The sequence below is a fragment of the Methylohalobius crimeensis 10Ki genome (genome assembly GCF_000421465.1).
GTDB classification, from domain to species: Bacteria; Pseudomonadota; Gammaproteobacteria; order Methylococcales; family Methylothermaceae; genus Methylohalobius; species Methylohalobius crimeensis.
In genome coordinates this window covers 382346-398135 of the sequence record NZ_ATXB01000002.1, presented here as the reverse complement: position 1 = coordinate 398135, position 15790 = coordinate 382346, and the positions used below count along the sequence as shown (strand labels likewise).

Sequence of the window (15790 nt, the reverse complement as noted above, 5' to 3'; positions counted from 1 at the left end):
GGCATCTTCGCCGTTGCCGTTCCGGTGAAATGGCTCATGGCCAGTTCTCATACTCAGATGGTGCAGCCCCTGGGTCTGATTCCATTGGTCGCCGGGTTCCTCGGATTGCTTTGGTGCGCGCGCGATTTTTACGTTTCTGGCAAGGGGACACTCGCGCCCTGGGCGCCTCCGAGGCGCTTGGTTGTCGTGGGCTTCTATCGCTACACACGCAACCCGATGTATTTTTCCGTGGTTCTCCTCTTGCTGGGGTGGGCGGTTGCCTTCCATTCCCTCGGTTTGTTCGTCTACGCGGTGATGCTGGCCGCCATTTTTCAGGTTCGCGTCGTGCTGGGCGAAGAGCCGTGGCTCGCTCGTGCCCATGGGAAATCTTGGGAGGAATACTCCCGTCGCGTGCCGCGATGGTTGTGGTAGGAAAGCGGATCGGAAAGCCGTGGGTCACCGGTGGGATGGCTGGAGAACCGAAGGCTTTGTTTAAACGGTGCCGATCGGAAAAGGAGATGTCTCCCACCCCAACGGGATATTGAGATTAGGTTTTGGGCTTGGATCTGGGCTTGTCGGTCCTTCCAGAGTCGGCGGGTTTATGGCTCCTGGGGCGGGCTTCGTTCACTTTGATTTTTCTCCCGTCCACTTCATGCCCGTCAAGCTTCTCGATCGCGTGGTCCGCTTCCTCCTGGCTTCCCATCTCGACAAAACCAAAGCCTTTGGGAATGCCGCTATACCTGTCTTTTATCACGTACACGCTTTGAACGTCGCCATACTGCTCGAATAACCGGCGAAGCTCGTCTTCCGTTACGCTGTAAGGCAGGTTGCCAACGTAGATATTCATTCACAGATTTCCTAATGAATGCGTTGACAAGCGCTGGCTCTATCAAGCTAGCCAACGCACAAAATAGCCTGATAAAGGATTGTCTTTCGCATTGGATCGCGTTTTCGGACCCTGATTTTTTGGGCAGGGCTTTGAAAGTGAGACATTCATCGCGAAAGCTACTCCTAAGTTCGTTCGACCGCAACTAATAATTTGGGTACGAGAGTTTATTCGGCATCCTCGATGCCTATCGCCGCATAGGTTAAAATTCCACGCAAATGTTAGTATGTATCGGTCGGTCCTGATATTGAAGAGGGATAATCACAATGGCGCTTCGCTCTGAAACAAGCGAGACCCTGCCTTCCCGAGCGGTAGGAACCTTCGGCCGCGTTGTCGCCGTGCTGGCATTCACGGCGCTGCTGCTCGGCGGATGCGGATTGCAATCCATTCCGCAAGCCAAAAACGACGTCGAAGCGGCGCTTGCCGAGGTGACCAATCAATACAAGCGGCGCGCCGATCTGATTCCCAATTTGGTGAAAGTCGTGAAGGGCTACGCGAGTCACGAACAGGAAACATTGACCGCGGTGATCGAGGCGCGCGCCAAGGCCACCCGCATGACGATCGATCCGAGTCAGGCTTCGCCGGAACAGCTGGAAAAATTCCAACGGGCTCAAGGATCGCTCAGTCAGGCCCTGGGCCGGCTGATGGTCGTCGCCGAGCGCTACCCCAATCTCAAAGCCGATCGAAATTTCCGGGACCTCCAGGTTCAACTGGAGGGCACCGAAAACCGGATCGCCATTGCCCGGCGGCGCCATATCGAAGCCATCAAGCGCTTCAACGATTTGATTACGGTTCCTCCGACGAGCTGGACCAACGGACTTCTCTATCAGCATGAAAAGATGCCCCAGTGGACCGTTTCCGAGGCGGAGCAAAAACAAATAGAACAGGCGCCGGAGGTGGCGTTTTAATGCCTTTGGCTCCGATTCTTTGGCTCTTTCTGATCGCATTTTCTCCATCGGCCCTGCAGGCGGCCGAATTCACCGTGCCCGCCCTTGAGGGGCCGGTGGTCGACGACGCCGGAATCCTGGAGCCCGCCGCCAAGCGACAAATTGAAAAAGCGCTGCGCCGTCTCTGGCAGGAGGGCGGCAGCCAAATTGCCGTGTTGACGGTGAACGAACTGCACGGCCTGCCGATTGAAAGGGCTTCGATCCAGGTGGCGGAGGACTGGAAGTTGGGAACCGCCGAGAAGGACAACGGCGTCCTTTTGCTGATCGCCCGGAAGGAAAGGCAAGTTCGTATCGAAGTGGGCGGCGGGTTGGAAGGCCGTCTGACCGACATCGAAGCGGGCCGAATCATCGATCAAACAATGGTGCCTTTATTCAAAGCGGGCCGCATGAGTCAAGGAATAGTACGTGGGATCGCCGAAATCGCGCAAAAGACCGATCCCGAATTCGATATGGCGGCCGCGCTGAATGCCAAGACTTCTCCGGTCCGCAAAAGCAGTCGTGGAAGGAGCTGGGGGGGTATCGTCAATTTTCTGATTTTCGTCCTGTTTGCAGGGGGCGTGTTCCTGCGGCGCCTGGGCGTCGGCCTTGCTCCCTATTCCATTCGGCGTCGACGGTACGGCCGCGCCGGCATTTACGGCATCGGCGCCGGTGGATTCGGCAGCGGGCGATTCGGCGGAGGCGGTTTTTCCGGTGGGGGCGGCGGCTTTTCCGGCGGTGGCGGTGGATTCAGCGGCGGAGGCGCATCCGGACAATGGTAGGAAATACACCGACCATCCCCTCTTGGGCCAAAAGGCATCTAAAAAAATCGGGATTCGATCGGATCGAACGTGCAATCCGAGAAGCCGAACGCGCCACCCGGGGCGAGATCGTTCCCATGATCGTTGAAAGATCGTCCACGGTGGGGCACGTGCCGGTTTTGCTGGCGGCGATTCTGCTCTTGTTATATTTCGCCCTGGGCGTGCCCGATTTGTTGATCCCGTACCTGGGCGACGACCCTCTTTGGTCGGCGATTTCCGCCTTGTTCGTCGTCGCCTTTTCCTGGTGGATGGCCCGGTTTCCATGGATTCAACGCGCGTTGACCAGTCGCGACGACCGAATCCACCAAACCGAACTTCGCGCCGAGGTGGCGTTTTACGAGGCGGGGCTGGATAAAACGGAAGGGGAGACCGGAATCCTGCTATTCGTTTCTCTCATGGAACACCGCGCAGTGGTGCTCGCCGACAAGGCCATTGCCCGGGAGCTTCCGCCGGAGACCTGGGACGAGGTCGTGAACACCCTGATAAAAGGGGTCAAAAGCGCCGATCTCAGCCAAGGTTTCGAAGACGCCATTCGGCAATGCGGCGAGCTTTTGGCCGCGCATTTTCCCGCCGGGGAGATCAATCCCAACGAGCTCTTCGATCATCTCATCCTCAAAGACTAGGCGCTGTCGATTTGCCCGCTTTCGGGAGCGGTGCGAGCAGTGCCAGCAGGGTAGATCCCCCCATCAATCCTATGCTCCAATGCAGCAGCGTAGGGATGCCGACTCCCCAATCGATCAATCCGCCCGTCACTGCCGGCGCCGCCGCGGCGGCGCCCACTCCCAGGCTGGCTTGGAGGCTCTTGATCGCCCCCAAATGCCGGGTGCCGTAAACCTCGGCCCACACCGTCGCCCCGACGTTTCCCGCAAATCCCACCGTGATGCCGCATAGGGCCAGATAAACCAGTCCCCACCAGGGAGCGTCGGAGACGATCAATACCCCCAATCCGCCCATGAGCGGGAACAGGGTCGTCGGCAGTATCCGCCGCGCGCCGATGGTGTCCACCAGGGGGCCGACCAAAAATGAGGATACCACCCGCGCTACCGCGTAGGCGCTGATTCCCGCCGCCAACCAGCTCAGGGCCCAGCCCTTGGTTTCGGCGATCAAGTCCTGATAGAGTAGCAGCGCCGTCATCATGAACGGCGGCATCAGTCGCAGGGGCATGACGGCATAGAAATAAACGGTTTTCAGCATTTGTCCCCGGGTGAAATGGTGCGCGCGATCGGCGGCCGCGCCACCGCCGGTTCCGGCGTGTCCGTGGGGAAAGTTGAAGCGGTCGCCGGTCCGGATCAGAAGTCGGGTCAAGGGCAGAAAGAGTACCAGGCTGCTGGCGCCCAGAAGCAAATAAACCTGGCTCCATCCCCAACGCTCGATCAGCACCAACAATAGCGGCGGCATGACCACTTCCGCCAGCGGCATGCCCAGGATGGAAATGCCGAGCGCCTTGCCCCGGTTGGCGCCGAAATAGCGTGTCATCCCCACGCTGTTGATTTGCACCATCAAGCCTTGACCGCCCAGCCGCAATAGTGCCAACCCGGCAAATAGCATGGTCAAGTTGGCGGCCTCGGCGGTCAGCCAGCACCCCGCCGACAGAATGAACGTGGTTAAAAGGCTCACCCGCCTGAGCGGCATGACATCCAGCAACCTTCCGGCGAACGGCAACACCAGTGCGTTCAGCACCGTCGCCGCGGCGTAGAGGGTTCCGAACGCCACCGGCGACAGGGAAAATTCCTTGCGGATAAACGGCGTGAAGATGGCCACCAGGACCGTTTGTCCCAGGCTGGAATAGAACATGTGCAGCAGCCCGAACGCCAAATGGCGCGGGTAGCGGCGAGCCAGTTCAAGATAGGTCAAGAGGCGGCCTTCTCCTGCGCTGTCTTTGGCACGAAGAAGCTTAATAACAGCGGCGTTTCCAGCATGGATAGAAGCTCTGACAATCGCCCAGCCGCTATTCGCCGGCCTTTTGTCAGCACTTGGGGGCGCTGAAATAATTGAGTCACAAGCTTGAAGTTAAGCATTCTTATATTGTCGGAATTTCTAAGGAGATTGGCAAGGACAGGGGAATGAGATAGCAGCAGCATGAGGGTGAAGCTTCCCTTCTACCGTTTACAGAAGAGAATCGAAGAGAGGGAGATATTAAGAATATGCCTTTTATTTTGATTCCCCCTTATTTTTTTGGGCTGACCGTTAAAATAAAGATTGTAATGCTTAAATAGCAGCGTTAGGATGAATATCCCTCTAACGTTAAGAAGGAGGAAACCATGATGCGAGAAGTCGGAGATCGTTATCGTTGTGAGAAATGCGGTGCGGAACTTGTATACGAAAAACCTTGTACTTGTTCTGAAATGGAGCATAAGGAAATCTGCTGTGGCGAGCAGATGAAGAAAGTAGAGGGTAAGGGTTAGGTTGCTCTTTGAGCAGAGCTCATCAGCATTGAGTTGCTGCATTCGATCAGACAAAATTCCAGGACCCTGAACCTTGTTAATTATATAGCCCGACCTAGACCGGATGAATCCGGGCCGGGCTTTTTATTGGCCCGATCAAGGGCAATACATATCGGCACATCAAGTTGATGCTGATTTTGAGAGAGGCAAAAACGTAATTGTGCGACCTTGACTATTTCCAAGATGTTGCACAAAGATTGACCATCGGAATCAGACTCATCACTGTCCAAGCAACCACATTACGGCCTTTTTCTTTTGCCAAAAGGCTTGCAACGATTGCCGGAACCATCATCCAAATCAATAACGGGATTAATGCCCCATAAATTGGGTTCTTGCTCCATTTGCTATCTTCTCAATTCAAAATGCGCATATAATCGAAAAAATATCATACTTTTCGCATCCCAGGCAGAGCGGTCCGTTTCCCTTCCGAAAATCATCCCCCATGAGTGAATCCGTGTTGATTGGGATAGGTTTTTAGAATTTATTTCAATCGAACAATCCTCTGCGAATCGCTTGCCTTGTTGATGAGGAATTAAGTCACAATCAAACCATGGCCGAACGCTCCGATTTCCGTCTTTTGCTGTGGCGATCCAGACTGCAGCGATTGGTCAACGTCGAGCCGGTCGAAATCCAGGCATTGGCCTGGTCCTTCCTGTATTTTTTCTCGCTGTTGTGCGCGTATTACATTCTGCGTCCCATGCGCGACGAGATGGGCATCGCCGGCGGCGTGGAGAATCTCCAGTGGCTCTTTACCGGCACCTTCGCGGCGATGCTGGCGGCGGTGCCGCTGTTCGGCTGGCTTAGCGCGCGTTTCCCGCGGCGGTGTTTTTTGCCCGCCGTGTATTACTTTTTCATCGTCAATTTGCTGGCTTTCTTCGTCCTGTTCCGGTTGGAATTCACTCATGCTTATCTGGCGCGGGCGTTTTTCATCTGGGTGAGTGTGTTCAACGTGTTCGTGGTGTCGGTCTTTTGGAGCTTCATGACGGACCTGTTCAGCGACGAGCAGGCCAGGCGTCTGTTCGGGTTCATCGCCGCGGGGGGCACCGCCGGCGCCTTGACCGGCCCGGTGCTGACCGCGGGTCTGGCGGTGCCGTTGGGGCCGGCCAATTTGTTGCCGATCTCGGCGGCGTTCCTGGGGCTGGCGGTGGTGGCCATCCATCGTTTGATTGCCTGGCATGAGGGGCCCTCGGTTGCGGGCGTACCGACCGCGCATCCCCAATCAACGGCGCGGCAAGACCAGCCTCTGGGCGGCGGCATTTTCGCCGGCATCATCCTCGTGCTGCGTTCGCCCTATCTGCTGGGGATCGGTATCTTGATGCTGCTGTTCACCACCCTGTCGACCTTTCTCTATTTTCAGCAGGCTCAGATTATCCGCGACAGCTTCAGCGATTCCGGGGTGCGTACCGCCGTGTTCGCCGCCATCGATGGGGCGGTCAACGCGCTGACCCTTCTGACGCAAACGTTTCTGACCGCGCGTTTGGTCAGGTGGCTGGGGCTGGCGTGGACCCTGGTTTTGATTCCACTGTTTCTGGCGGCGGGTTTTGTCGCCCTGGGAATGGCGCCGGTGCTGGCGGTGCTGGTGGGAGTCCAGATATTTCGCCGAGCCGGGAACTATGCCATTATGCGCCCGGCGCGAGAAATGCTTTACGTGGTGTTGGGGCGCGAGGAAAAATACAAGGCCAAGAATTTCAACGACACCGTGGTGTACCGCGGCGGCGACGCCGTCAGCGCCTGGTTTTACATCGGCTTGCGGGATCTGGGATTGAGCCTGTCCCAGATCGCCTGGTTGGCGGTGCCCTTGGCGCTCGTGTGGGCTGGCGTATCCTATGTTTTGGGACGCCGTCAGACGGCGTTGGCGGTGGAACGAGAACAACCTTAATTAGGAGACGGCGATGACACGATTCACCCGGAGACGCTTCATTCAATCGATCGCCGGAATCGGCGCGGCGCTGGCTTTGCCGCGGCCCGCCTGGCTGGCGACAGCAAAGCAACCGATCCAAAAGTCGATCCCCGCCAGCGGCGAGTCGCTGCCGGTCATCGGTATGGGGACATCGCGCACCTTCAACGTCGCCGGCGATCCCCAATCGATGGCCCAGCTCAGCGCCGTCTTGGACGCGTTTTTCGACCACGGCGGGGCGCTGATCGATTCCTCTCCCATGTACGGCAACGCCGAGCGGGTATTGGGGGAGCTGCTGTCCCAAACCGAACGAAAAAACTTGTTCGCCGCGACCAAGGTCTGGACCGACGGCAAGCGGGCGGGGGTCGAGCAAATGGAGCAATCCCGGCGCTTGTGGGGCGTGGACCGCTTCGACCTGATGCAGATCCACAATCTGCGCGATTGGCGGACCCACCTGGAGACGCTCAAAGCCTGGAAGGCGGAGGGCCGGGTGCGCTATATCGGCATCACCACTTCCCACGGCCGCGATCACGAGGAATTGGCCGCCATTCTCGAGCGGGAGCCTTTCGACTTCGTGCAATTCAGCTACAACATCGACAATCGCATCGCGGAGGAGCGCCTTTTGCCGTTGGCCGCCGACCGCGGCATGGCGACCCTGATCAATCGGCCGTTTCAACGGGGCGATCTGTTCCGTCGAATCCAAGGCAAGCCCTTGCCCGACTGGGCGTCGGATTACGACATCGCCAGCTGGGGCCAATTCTTTTTGAAATTCATCGCTTCCCATCCGGCCGTGACGTGCGTGATTCCCGCCACCTCCAAAGTGGATCACATGGTGGACAACATGGGCGCCAACTACGGTCGACTGCCTGATGCCGAAACGCGGCAGCGGATGATTCAATACTTCGAATCATGAAGTCCGTCACGGTCGACCGCGAAGCGCGTCCGTTGCTCAATATCCAACCTGGAGAGGCGCATGCATTTCAATCAGTGGTTAATCTACCTTATTCTATAGATAGCGGCTCAGTCCGGAGGGTGTAACCATCTGATACAAAAAGCGGAAAAAAATGGAGGAAATCGCCAGAGATACAACTCATTGACGCCTCATCGACCCTTCTGTACTGTACATTATTGCTTGCCCGAAAAGTGCGTTTATTTCTCCTATACCCACAATCAAGAGGAGGGGTTAGGATCATGAAGAAACAAGCAGCGGACTTAATAAGGGGCGTTCTGGGACTGTTGTTGGTCCTGGAAAGTGGCGGAGTCTGGGCCGACCAAGTCGTCCTGCCGGCGTCCAAGGACAACACCATGTACGAGGGGTCAGGGGGGGTGTTGGCTAACGGGCGCGGGGATGGGTTGTTCGTCGGGCGCACCGACGCCGGCCTCTTGCGACGGGCGCTCATCGCCTTCGACGTCGCCGGACGCATTCCCCCCGGATCGACCATCAACAGCGCCACGCTCACCCTGGAAATGACCCGGGAGCGTCCCGGCTCTCCCGCTACCGAAGTGACCCTTCACAAGCTACAGACAGACTGGGGCGAGGGGACGTCCGACGCGCCAGCCGAGGAGGGAGCAGGGACCCTCGCCACCCCCGGTGACGCCACGGTGGAGCACGCTTTCTTCGATTTCATCCCTTGGGATAATCCCCGGGGCGACTTCGAATTTACGCTCAGCGCATCAGTTTCGGTGCAGGGGCTTGGCAGTTTCACCTGGACGAGCGTCCAGATGACCACCGATGTTCAGACTTGGTTGGACGACCCTTCCCTCAATCACGGCTGGATACTCATCGGTGACGAGGGTGGGTTTGGAACGGCAAAACGCTTCGCTTCCCGGGAAAACTCGGTTGCGCCCACCCCGGCCCTGACGGTGGATTTCACGCCCCCCGCATCGGGGAACCTGGCCCTGGCAGTCACGGCGAATCAAGAGGCTTTCGCACCCGGCAACACTCTTCGCCTGTCCCTGGCCGCATCGAACCCGGTCGCTCCGGTCGACGGCGACGTGTTCCTCGCCATTCTGCTCCCGGATGGAGACACTCTGAACTTCTTTTCAGATCTCTCTCCAGAGGTTGAAGTCGGCAGCATCTCGCGGCTAGCGAACGTGAGTCCCCTAATCTCGTTCTCCTTCCCGGCTTCCTTCTTTGTGACAATCCCGGATTTCTATACGAACACCTGGGTCGGGGACGAGCTCGCCGGACAATACATTATTTATTTGGTGGTCACATCACCCGGAGCCTTCTCCGACGGAACCATCGACCCCGGTGATATTCTGGCTTTGGATTCGGTAACCTATACTTTCCACCCTTGACGATAGGATAGGCGGGAAACAGTGACCGGCTGGGGAACCGGAACGGACGCTGCTTCTGGGGGAGACAGACAAGAGCTACGGGCCACGCTTACAGTTGCCCTGGTTCTCTTTCTCTGCCCGGCGGGCGCTTTTGCCGCCGACGGATACACCGGCTATTCCAAGCACGGGGCGGACACTTGCCTCAAGTGTCATGACGAGGATTACGAATATCCGGTGATGGCTATCTTCGAGACGCCCCATGGAAGTCAGGAGGACCCGAGAGCTCCCTTCGCGGGGCTTCAGTGCGAGGCCTGCCACGGACCCGGGCGGGCTCATACCGCCAAGGTGATGCCCGGCGAAGAGCGCCCCGCCGTCATCGTCTTCGGGGAAAGCTCGTCGGCGGCACCGGAGCGCCAGAACGCCGCGTGCTTGCAATGTCATCGCACGCGAGGTCGAATCCAGTGGAATGGAAGCGTGCACGAGAGCAGCCGGCTGGTGTGCGCCAGTTGTCATCGAATCCACAGCCGCGAGGATCCGGTGCTCGATCTGGCCACTCAGCCGCAGGTCTGTTTCCGCTGTCATCAGCGCCAGCGCGCGGATGTTCATAAGATGTCGGTTCATCCCATCCGCTTCGGAAAAATGGTCTGCAGCGATTGTCACGATGTTCACGGCGGGCCCGGTCCCGTCCTTCTGCGTCGGCCGACTCTCAACGAGACATGCTACCAGTGCCACCCGGAGAAGCGGGGACCGTTTCTTTGGGAGCACGCTCCCGTTCCCGAGGACTGTACCCACTGTCACCTCCCTCACGGGTCCAATCATCCGGCTTTGCTGAAGAAGCGTCCCCCCTTACTCTGCCAACAGTGTCACTCCCAGGCGGGCCATCCGAGCATTGCTTACAGTGGGACCGGGCTTGCCGGTCCTCTCCAGGCTGCCGTGCTGGCCAAGGGGTGCCTCAACTGTCACTCTCAGGTGCACGGTTCCAACCATCCGTCGGGGGTGAAACGCCAACGATGAAAGACATAGAGATAGTCTTCCCATCAAGGTGCTCCTTGGGGGTATTGGGTCCGGTGGTGATCCTGGCCGCCGCCAATGCCTCGTCGGTGCGCGCGGCCTCTCCGGCATCGGGCGTGCGCCCACCCGGATGGGAATGTCGTTGGTGCCCGTCCCCGAGGCGTCTTTCCGGCGAGGCTGAGGCCGGAGTCGGCGCCGTCACCGACAGCGCATTCAAGTTCGGCGAATATCGGGGACTTGAGGAGCAGGGAGCCTATGGGGTCGGCGGCGTGAAGGGACGCTATCGGAATCAAGGCCAGCGGCTGGATGTGCGGGCTTCAGACCTCGGTCTGACCACGCGCCGCGTGGAGATCGACGGGGGCGTGCAGGGTCGCTATCGGCTTGGGCTAATCTACGATCAGCTGCCTCGGTTCGATCAAGATACGGCCCAGTCTCCTTTCCGCGGAACGGGGAGCGAGGCACTCACCCTACCCGGGGGCTGGGTGAATGCCGATTCGACGAGTGGTATGACCACCCTGGGAGCAAATCTGCGGAAGGTTGACTTGGAACAGGAGCGCAGGCGCTTCGGTGCCCGGTTTTCCCTGGTTCCCAGGAAGGGTTGGGAGCTCAGGGCGGCCTTTTCGCACGAGTTCAAGGACGGAACCAAGAGCATCGGAGGCGCTGTCGGCTCGTCGTTTGGGGCTACTCGGACGGCGATTCTTCCTGAGCCCGTCGATTACGAAACCGATCAGGTGGAGGTGGCGGCGGCGTATAGCTGGAGGCGCTTCCAAGCGGAACTGGGTTATCGGGGCTCTTTCTTCAACAACGAGAACGAGTCTCTGACTTGGCGCAACCCTTTCGCCGGGAAAGGCGAACCGGGGGCAGTGGGGAGATTGGCGTTGCCACCGGACAACCGCTTTCATCAGATTTTCGCCTCCCTGGGCTACGACCTTCCGGCACGAACGCGGGTCAGCGCCCGCGTCGCCTTCGGTCGAATGAACCAGGACGAAAGCTTGCTGCCGTTCGCTGTGGATCCGGATCTGGACAGGCCCCTACCTCGGGATTCCCTGGATGGAGAGGTGCAGACTCGCCTGGTGAATCTCAAGCTCTCATCGCGGCCCTGGCGAGGGCTCAGTCTCAATGCCCGGTACCGTCTAGAGGACCGGGACAACGATACGCCCCAGGATCTTTATACCTACATCGTCGCCGACTCTGCGCCTTCCGTCGCGGGGCGGACTAACCTGCCCTACAGTTTCAAACGCCATCTGGTCAGCGTGAAAGGCGGCTACGCCTTTGCCCGGCACCTCAACGCCTCGGCCGGTTTCGACTATCAGCGGATGGATCGGACCTTCCAAGAAATAGGAGAAACCCGGGAAAAAACCTTCTGGGCAAAGTTTGTTTCTCGTCCCCACCGGCTCCTGGACGTGATGGCGAGATTCGCTCACGCCGAACGTGATCCCAGTTCCTTCGATCCGGTCGCCGAGGTGACTCCTTCCCAAAACCCGTTCCTGCGGAAATTCTTCCTCGCCGAGCGCGATCGAAACGAGGCCCGTATCCGTTTGGTGGCGACTCCCTCGACGCGATGGAGCGTCGGAGTGAGCGGCGACTTCGCCCATGACGACTACGGACAATCCGTCATCGGTCTCAAGGATGAAAAGGACTTCGGCTTAACCTTGGACCTTTCCTTCTCCCCTTGGGAGCGGCTCAGCACTTACGCTTTCTATACTCGGCAGTGGATCAAGGCCAAGCAGGCCGGCAGTCAAAGTTTCTCCAAGCCCGATTGGTCCGGCCGTACTGCCGACATTTTCGACACCCTGGGTGTGGGGATAAAGGTAATCGCCATTCCCAAGCGTTTGGATGTGGGGGCTAATTATGTATACGCTGCCTCGGAAGGCTCCATTGACGTTACCGGCGCCGGGAATGGTTTTCCCGACCTCGACACTAGCCGCCACACTTTCGATGTGCATGCCAATTATCGCCTTCGGCAGAATCTGGGGCTCAGGCTCGGTTTTTTATACGAGCGGTTCCGTTCCGACCAGTGGCCTATTGACGGGGTCGGGCCAGATTCCATCCCCACTGTACTTAGCCTGGGGGAGCAGAGTCACAACTATTCGGTGAGTGTGTTTTCCTTCTCGATGGTGTATCAGTTCCAATGAAATTCCGGCGCTTAGTGGAGATAGGAATGATTGGGTGGCTTGTCTTTTTCCTTGCCGGCCTGTGGGTCGAACTCGGCTGGAGCGACGAACCGATGCCGGATTCGATTGAGTTCTGTAGCGCCTGCCATGGTTCCTCCGGGGTCGGAGACGATCCCAATGTGCCCGTCATCGGAGGTCAGTCGCGAACCTTTTTGGTTTATGCTCTCAAAGCCTATGCCGCCGGAGACTGGCCCTCGCCGGTTATGGAGGCGGTGGCCAAGGGGCTCACCGAAGACCAGATTCAAATAGCAGCCGACCACTACAGCCGGCAGCCTTTCCGCCCCCAGCTTCAGCAGGTGGACCCGAGTAAGGCCGAGGAAGGGAAGAAGATCCATCAGCGCCTATGCGCCAAGTGCCATGTGAAGGGGGGTCGAGCTTCCGACGAGTATGAGGCTATCCTGGTGGGGCAACGGATCTCTCATCTGCGCAGAGTTCTCAGGCAATACTTACGAGGAGAGAGAGCCGCGGAGAAGATGATGCTGAAGAAGCTGAGCAAGCTCGGAGCGGAAGAGGTTGAGGGCTTGATCGCCTATTACGGACGCGGAAAGTAAGTTTTGTGCCTTTCCGCTAAGCGAGGGCTTGACGCGTTTGACAACATCCTATGCCTGCAGTATTTTCAAAGTCTCTCCGCGCACGAGCGGCGCCCGTCTCCCATCGAATGGCATTGGCAGGAGGAGCGCATGGCGATTAGCTTCGAAATCAACGGTCAGGAGCGGCAAGTCGAGGCGGCTTCCGATACACCCTTGTTATGGGTTCTACGCGATTACTTGGGGTTGACCGGCACCAAATATAGCTGCGGCATGTCGCTCTGCGGCGCGTGCACGGTCCACGTGAACGGGAATCCCGTCCGCTCATGCGTCACCCCCGTCTCGAGCGTGGCCGGCAAATCCGTCACCACCATCGAAGGAGTCGACACTTCGAGGGAAGGCCGGGCGGTGCGTTCCGCTTGGAACGAGCTCGACGTGGTTCAGTGCGGCTATTGCCAGTCCGGGCAGATCATGGCGGCCGCCGCTTTGCTGGCCGGCAATCCCGATCCCGACGATGCCGATATCGATGCGGCCATGGCCGGCAATATTTGCCGCTGCGCTACCTACGTCCGGATTCGCGCCGCGCTCAAAGAAGCGGCCAAATCGCTTGCTTAGCAGGAGGCAGCCATGGCGGATGATTTGATTGTCAATGTGAGCCGGCGCCGGTTTTTGAAAGCCTCCGCCGTCATCGGAACCGGCTTGGTGTTGGGGGCTTGTCTGCCGTCGGCGTTTAAGGGTGGTGGCAAGCAGGCCGCGACATTCAGCCAAGAAGCCGGATTCGTGCCCAACGCCTTCGTCCGCATCGGGACGGACGACCGCGTCACGGTGATCATCAAGCACTTGGAAATGGGGCAGGGGACCTACACCGGCCTCACCACCCTGGTGGCCGAGGAATTGGATGCCGATTGGTCCCAGGTCACTCCCGAGGGCGCGCCGGCCGACGCCAGTCGTTACAACAATTTGCTGTGGGGCCCTTATCAGGGTACCGGCGGCAGCACGGCCATGGCCAATTCCTTCGAGCAAATGCGCAAGGCGGGTGCGGCGGCCCGGCAGATGTTGGTGACCGCCGCCGCCCAGCGTTGGCAGGTGCCGGCGGGCGACATCACCGTGCAGAAGGGCGTGATCGCCCATGCTGCTTCCGGCCATAAGGCCACCTTCGGTGAATTGGCGGCCGCGGCCGCCGAGCTGCCGGTGCCGAAGAACATCGTCTTGAAAGACCCCGAGGATTTCGTCTATATCGGCAAGTACGTGCCGCGCAAAGACGACGGCAAGACCGACGGCAGCGCAGTTTTTACCTTCGACATCAAGCTGCCGGGCATGCTCATCGCGGTGGTGGCCCATCCCCCGCGCTTCGGCGCGAAGGTCCGTTCCTTCGACGCCGGCAAGGCCCAAGCCGTCGACGGCGTCGTCAAGGTGGTCGAGATTCCCCGGGGCGTGGCGGTGCTGGCGAAGGATTTTTGGAGCGCCAAACAGGGGCGCGACGCTTTGAGCGTCGAATGGGATGAAAACGAAGCCTTCAAGCTCGGTTCGACGGAGATCATGGCCCGCTACAAGGAGCTGGCCCAGAAATCGGGCGCGATCGCCCGGCGGGAAGGGGATTCGGATCAGGCGCTGGATCAAGCGGCCCGGGTCTTGGAGGCGGAATACGAATTTCCCTACCTGGCCCATGCGGCCATGGAGCCGTTGAACTGCGTGGTTCGGATCGACGATGACGGCTGCGAGATTTGGAACGGCTGCCAGCTGCAGACCGGCGACCAAAAGGCGGTGGCTTCCCTGCTGGGATTGGAACCGGAACAGGTCAAGATTCACATGCTGTACGCGGGGGGTAGCTTCGGTCGACGGGGCAATCCCCATTCGGATTACGTGGTGGAGGCGGCCAGCATCGCCCGGGAGGTGGGCAAAGGTATTCCGGTCAAAATGCTCTGGACCCGTGAAGACGATATGCGCGCCGGCTACTTCCGTCCCATGTATTTTCACCGGCTCAGGGCGGGGCTTGACGAGCAAGGCAATCCGATCGCCTGGCAACACCGCATCGTCGGCCAGTCGATTATGCGCGGCACCGCTTTCGAGTCCGTGAACATCGATGAGAACGGCGTGGACAGCACTTCCGTGGAGGGCGCCGCCAATCTGCCCTACGCCATTTCCAGCCTGACCGTGGATCTGCATTCTCCGGAAATCGGAGTGCCCGTGCAGTGGTGGCGCTCGGTGGGGTCCACCCATACCGCCTTTGCCACCGAAACCTTCATCGATGCATTGGCCGAGAAGGCGGGCAAGGATCCGGTGGCGTTTAGGCTGGCGCTTTTGAAGGACCATCCCCGTCACCGTAAAGTGTTGACATTAGCGGCGAAAAAAGCAGGCTGGGGGACTCCGCTGGCGGAAGGCAGAGGGCGCGGCGTCGCGGTGCATAAATCGTTCAATAGTTATGTGGCCCAGGTGGTGGAAGTGACGGTGAGAGACGATGGAAGCTTCACCGTCGACCGGGTGGTCTGTGCCGTCGACTGCGGCGTGGCGGTCAACCCGGACGTTATCCGGGCGCAGATGGAAGGAGGGATCGGTTACGGTCTATCCCCGGTATTGATGAGCGAAATCACCCTGGAGGAAGGGCGGGTGAAGCAATCGAATTTCCATAACTATTCGGTGCTGCGCATCAATCAAATGCCCGCCGTGGAGGTCCATATTGTCCCTTCCGCCCAGCCGCCCACCGGCGTCGGCGAACCCGCCACCCCGGTGATCGCGCCGGCGGTGGCCAACGCGCTCCATGCCGCCACGGGCCGGCGTTTCTATCGATTGCCTTTGACTTTGTCGGCTTGATCGGGCATCGCCTTTCAGGCTTTTCGTTAAGCAGCCG

General features: G+C 59.0%; 14 protein-coding genes. 12 read left to right on the top strand and 2 right to left on the bottom strand.

What is annotated here, in order from left to right; translation table 11 throughout:
• Nucleotides 1-36: 36 nt before the first annotated feature.
• The gene (locus H035_RS20200) at nt 37-411 is read left to right on the top strand and encodes a methyltransferase family protein (RefSeq protein ID WP_022949895.1); all 375 of its coding nucleotides are present in this window, start codon (nt 37-39) and stop codon (nt 409-411) included.
• Between the two features lie 115 nt (nt 412-526).
• Here H035_RS20200 and H035_RS0115595 read toward each other — a convergent pair whose 3' ends face one another.
• On the bottom strand, nt 527-826 hold the full coding sequence (locus tag H035_RS0115595; protein WP_022949894.1) for an RNA recognition motif domain-containing protein: 300 nt from the start codon (nt 824-826) through the stop codon (nt 527-529).
• A gap of 305 nt (nt 827-1131) precedes the next feature.
• On the opposite strand from H035_RS0115595, the gene H035_RS0115590 reads away from it, so the two are divergent.
• Genes H035_RS0115590 through H035_RS0115580 form a run of 3 tightly spaced genes read left to right on the top strand, consistent with a single transcriptional unit; the run spans nt 1132 to nt 3232 of the window.
• Nucleotides 1132-1773 (top strand): LemA family protein, encoded by a 642-nt coding sequence (locus tag H035_RS0115590; protein ID WP_022949893.1) that lies wholly within the window; start codon nt 1132-1134, stop codon nt 1771-1773.
• The gene (locus H035_RS0115585) at nt 1773-2570 is read left to right on the top strand and encodes a TPM domain-containing protein (protein ID WP_022949892.1); all 798 of its coding nucleotides are present in this window, start codon (nt 1773-1775) and stop codon (nt 2568-2570) included. Before H035_RS0115590 ends, H035_RS0115585 begins: the two co-directional genes overlap by 1 nt.
• Complete coding sequence (locus H035_RS0115580; RefSeq protein ID WP_022949891.1) at nt 2564-3232, top strand: TPM domain-containing protein; 669 nt, start codon at nt 2564-2566, stop codon at nt 3230-3232. The genes H035_RS0115585 and H035_RS0115580 overlap by 7 nt, the downstream gene beginning before the upstream one ends.
• On the opposite strand, the gene H035_RS0115575 is transcribed toward H035_RS0115580, so the two are convergent.
• Nucleotides 3222-4463, bottom strand: a complete 1242-nt coding sequence (locus H035_RS0115575; protein ID WP_022949890.1) for an MFS transporter — start codon at nt 4461-4463, stop codon at nt 3222-3224. The two genes, H035_RS0115580 and H035_RS0115575, sit on opposite strands and share 11 nt — an antisense overlap.
• 1140 nt (nt 4464-5603) lie before the next feature.
• Between H035_RS0115575 and H035_RS0115560 the strand changes: the two genes are divergently transcribed.
• The 8 genes from H035_RS0115560 to H035_RS0115525 all read left to right on the top strand — a co-directional run bounded on the left by H035_RS0115560 (nt 5604) and on the right by H035_RS0115525 (nt 15753).
• Nucleotides 5604-6932, top strand: a complete 1329-nt coding sequence (locus tag H035_RS0115560) for an NTP/NDP exchange transporter (RefSeq protein ID WP_022949887.1) — start codon at nt 5604-5606, stop codon at nt 6930-6932.
• A gap of 13 nt (nt 6933-6945) precedes the next feature.
• On the top strand, nt 6946-7863 hold the full coding sequence (locus H035_RS0115555; RefSeq protein WP_022949886.1) for an aldo/keto reductase: 918 nt from the start codon (nt 6946-6948) through the stop codon (nt 7861-7863).
• Nucleotides 7864-8141: 278 nt separating this feature from the next.
• Nucleotides 8142-9251, top strand: coding sequence for a DNRLRE domain-containing protein (locus tag H035_RS21010; RefSeq protein WP_022949885.1), 1110 nt, complete (start codon nt 8142-8144; stop codon nt 9249-9251).
• Between the two features lie 21 nt (nt 9252-9272).
• On the top strand, nt 9273-10244 hold the full coding sequence (locus tag H035_RS21565) for a DmsE family decaheme c-type cytochrome (RefSeq protein ID WP_084684991.1): 972 nt from the start codon (nt 9273-9275) through the stop codon (nt 10242-10244).
• Nucleotides 10241-12376: an MtrB/PioB family decaheme-associated outer membrane protein gene (locus H035_RS0115540; protein ID WP_084684990.1), complete on the top strand. Its 2136-nt coding sequence runs from the start codon at nt 10241-10243 to the stop codon at nt 12374-12376. Before H035_RS21565 ends, H035_RS0115540 begins: the two co-directional genes overlap by 4 nt.
• 26 nt (nt 12377-12402) lie before the next feature.
• Nucleotides 12403-12966: a c-type cytochrome gene (locus H035_RS0115535; RefSeq protein WP_022949882.1), complete on the top strand. Its 564-nt coding sequence runs from the start codon at nt 12403-12405 to the stop codon at nt 12964-12966.
• A gap of 129 nt (nt 12967-13095) precedes the next feature.
• Nucleotides 13096-13557 (top strand): (2Fe-2S)-binding protein, encoded by a 462-nt coding sequence (locus tag H035_RS0115530; protein WP_022949881.1) that lies wholly within the window; start codon nt 13096-13098, stop codon nt 13555-13557.
• Nucleotides 13558-13569: 12 nt separating this feature from the next.
• Nucleotides 13570-15753 carry a xanthine dehydrogenase family protein molybdopterin-binding subunit gene (locus tag H035_RS0115525; protein WP_022949880.1) on the top strand — a complete coding sequence of 728 codons (2184 nt, stop codon included), beginning with the start codon at nt 13570-13572 and terminating at the stop codon, nt 15751-15753.
• The last annotated feature ends 37 nt before the right edge of the window (nt 15754-15790 follow it).

Coding starts and splice junctions, on each gene's coding strand:
- H035_RS20200 (WP_022949895.1), top strand. CDS start 37: ATGGCCAGTTCTCATACTCAGATGGTGCAGCCCCTGGGTCTGATTCCA.
- H035_RS0115595 (WP_022949894.1), bottom strand. CDS start 826: ATGAATATCTACGTTGGCAACCTGCCTTACAGCGTAACGGAAGACGAG.
- H035_RS0115590 (WP_022949893.1), top strand. CDS start 1,132: ATGGCGCTTCGCTCTGAAACAAGCGAGACCCTGCCTTCCCGAGCGGTA.
- H035_RS0115585 (WP_022949892.1), top strand. CDS start 1,773: ATGCCTTTGGCTCCGATTCTTTGGCTCTTTCTGATCGCATTTTCTCCA.
- H035_RS0115580 (WP_022949891.1), top strand. CDS start 2,564: ATGGTAGGAAATACACCGACCATCCCCTCTTGGGCCAAAAGGCATCTA.
- H035_RS0115560 (WP_022949887.1), top strand. CDS start 5,604: ATGGCCGAACGCTCCGATTTCCGTCTTTTGCTGTGGCGATCCAGACTG.
- H035_RS0115555 (WP_022949886.1), top strand. CDS start 6,946: ATGACACGATTCACCCGGAGACGCTTCATTCAATCGATCGCCGGAATC.
- H035_RS21010 (WP_022949885.1), top strand. CDS start 8,142: ATGAAGAAACAAGCAGCGGACTTAATAAGGGGCGTTCTGGGACTGTTG.
- H035_RS0115540 (WP_084684990.1), top strand. CDS start 10,241: ATGAAAGACATAGAGATAGTCTTCCCATCAAGGTGCTCCTTGGGGGTA.
- H035_RS0115535 (WP_022949882.1), top strand. CDS start 12,403: ATGATTGGGTGGCTTGTCTTTTTCCTTGCCGGCCTGTGGGTCGAACTC.
- H035_RS0115530 (WP_022949881.1), top strand. CDS start 13,096: ATGGCGATTAGCTTCGAAATCAACGGTCAGGAGCGGCAAGTCGAGGCG.
- H035_RS0115525 (WP_022949880.1), top strand. CDS start 13,570: ATGGCGGATGATTTGATTGTCAATGTGAGCCGGCGCCGGTTTTTGAAA.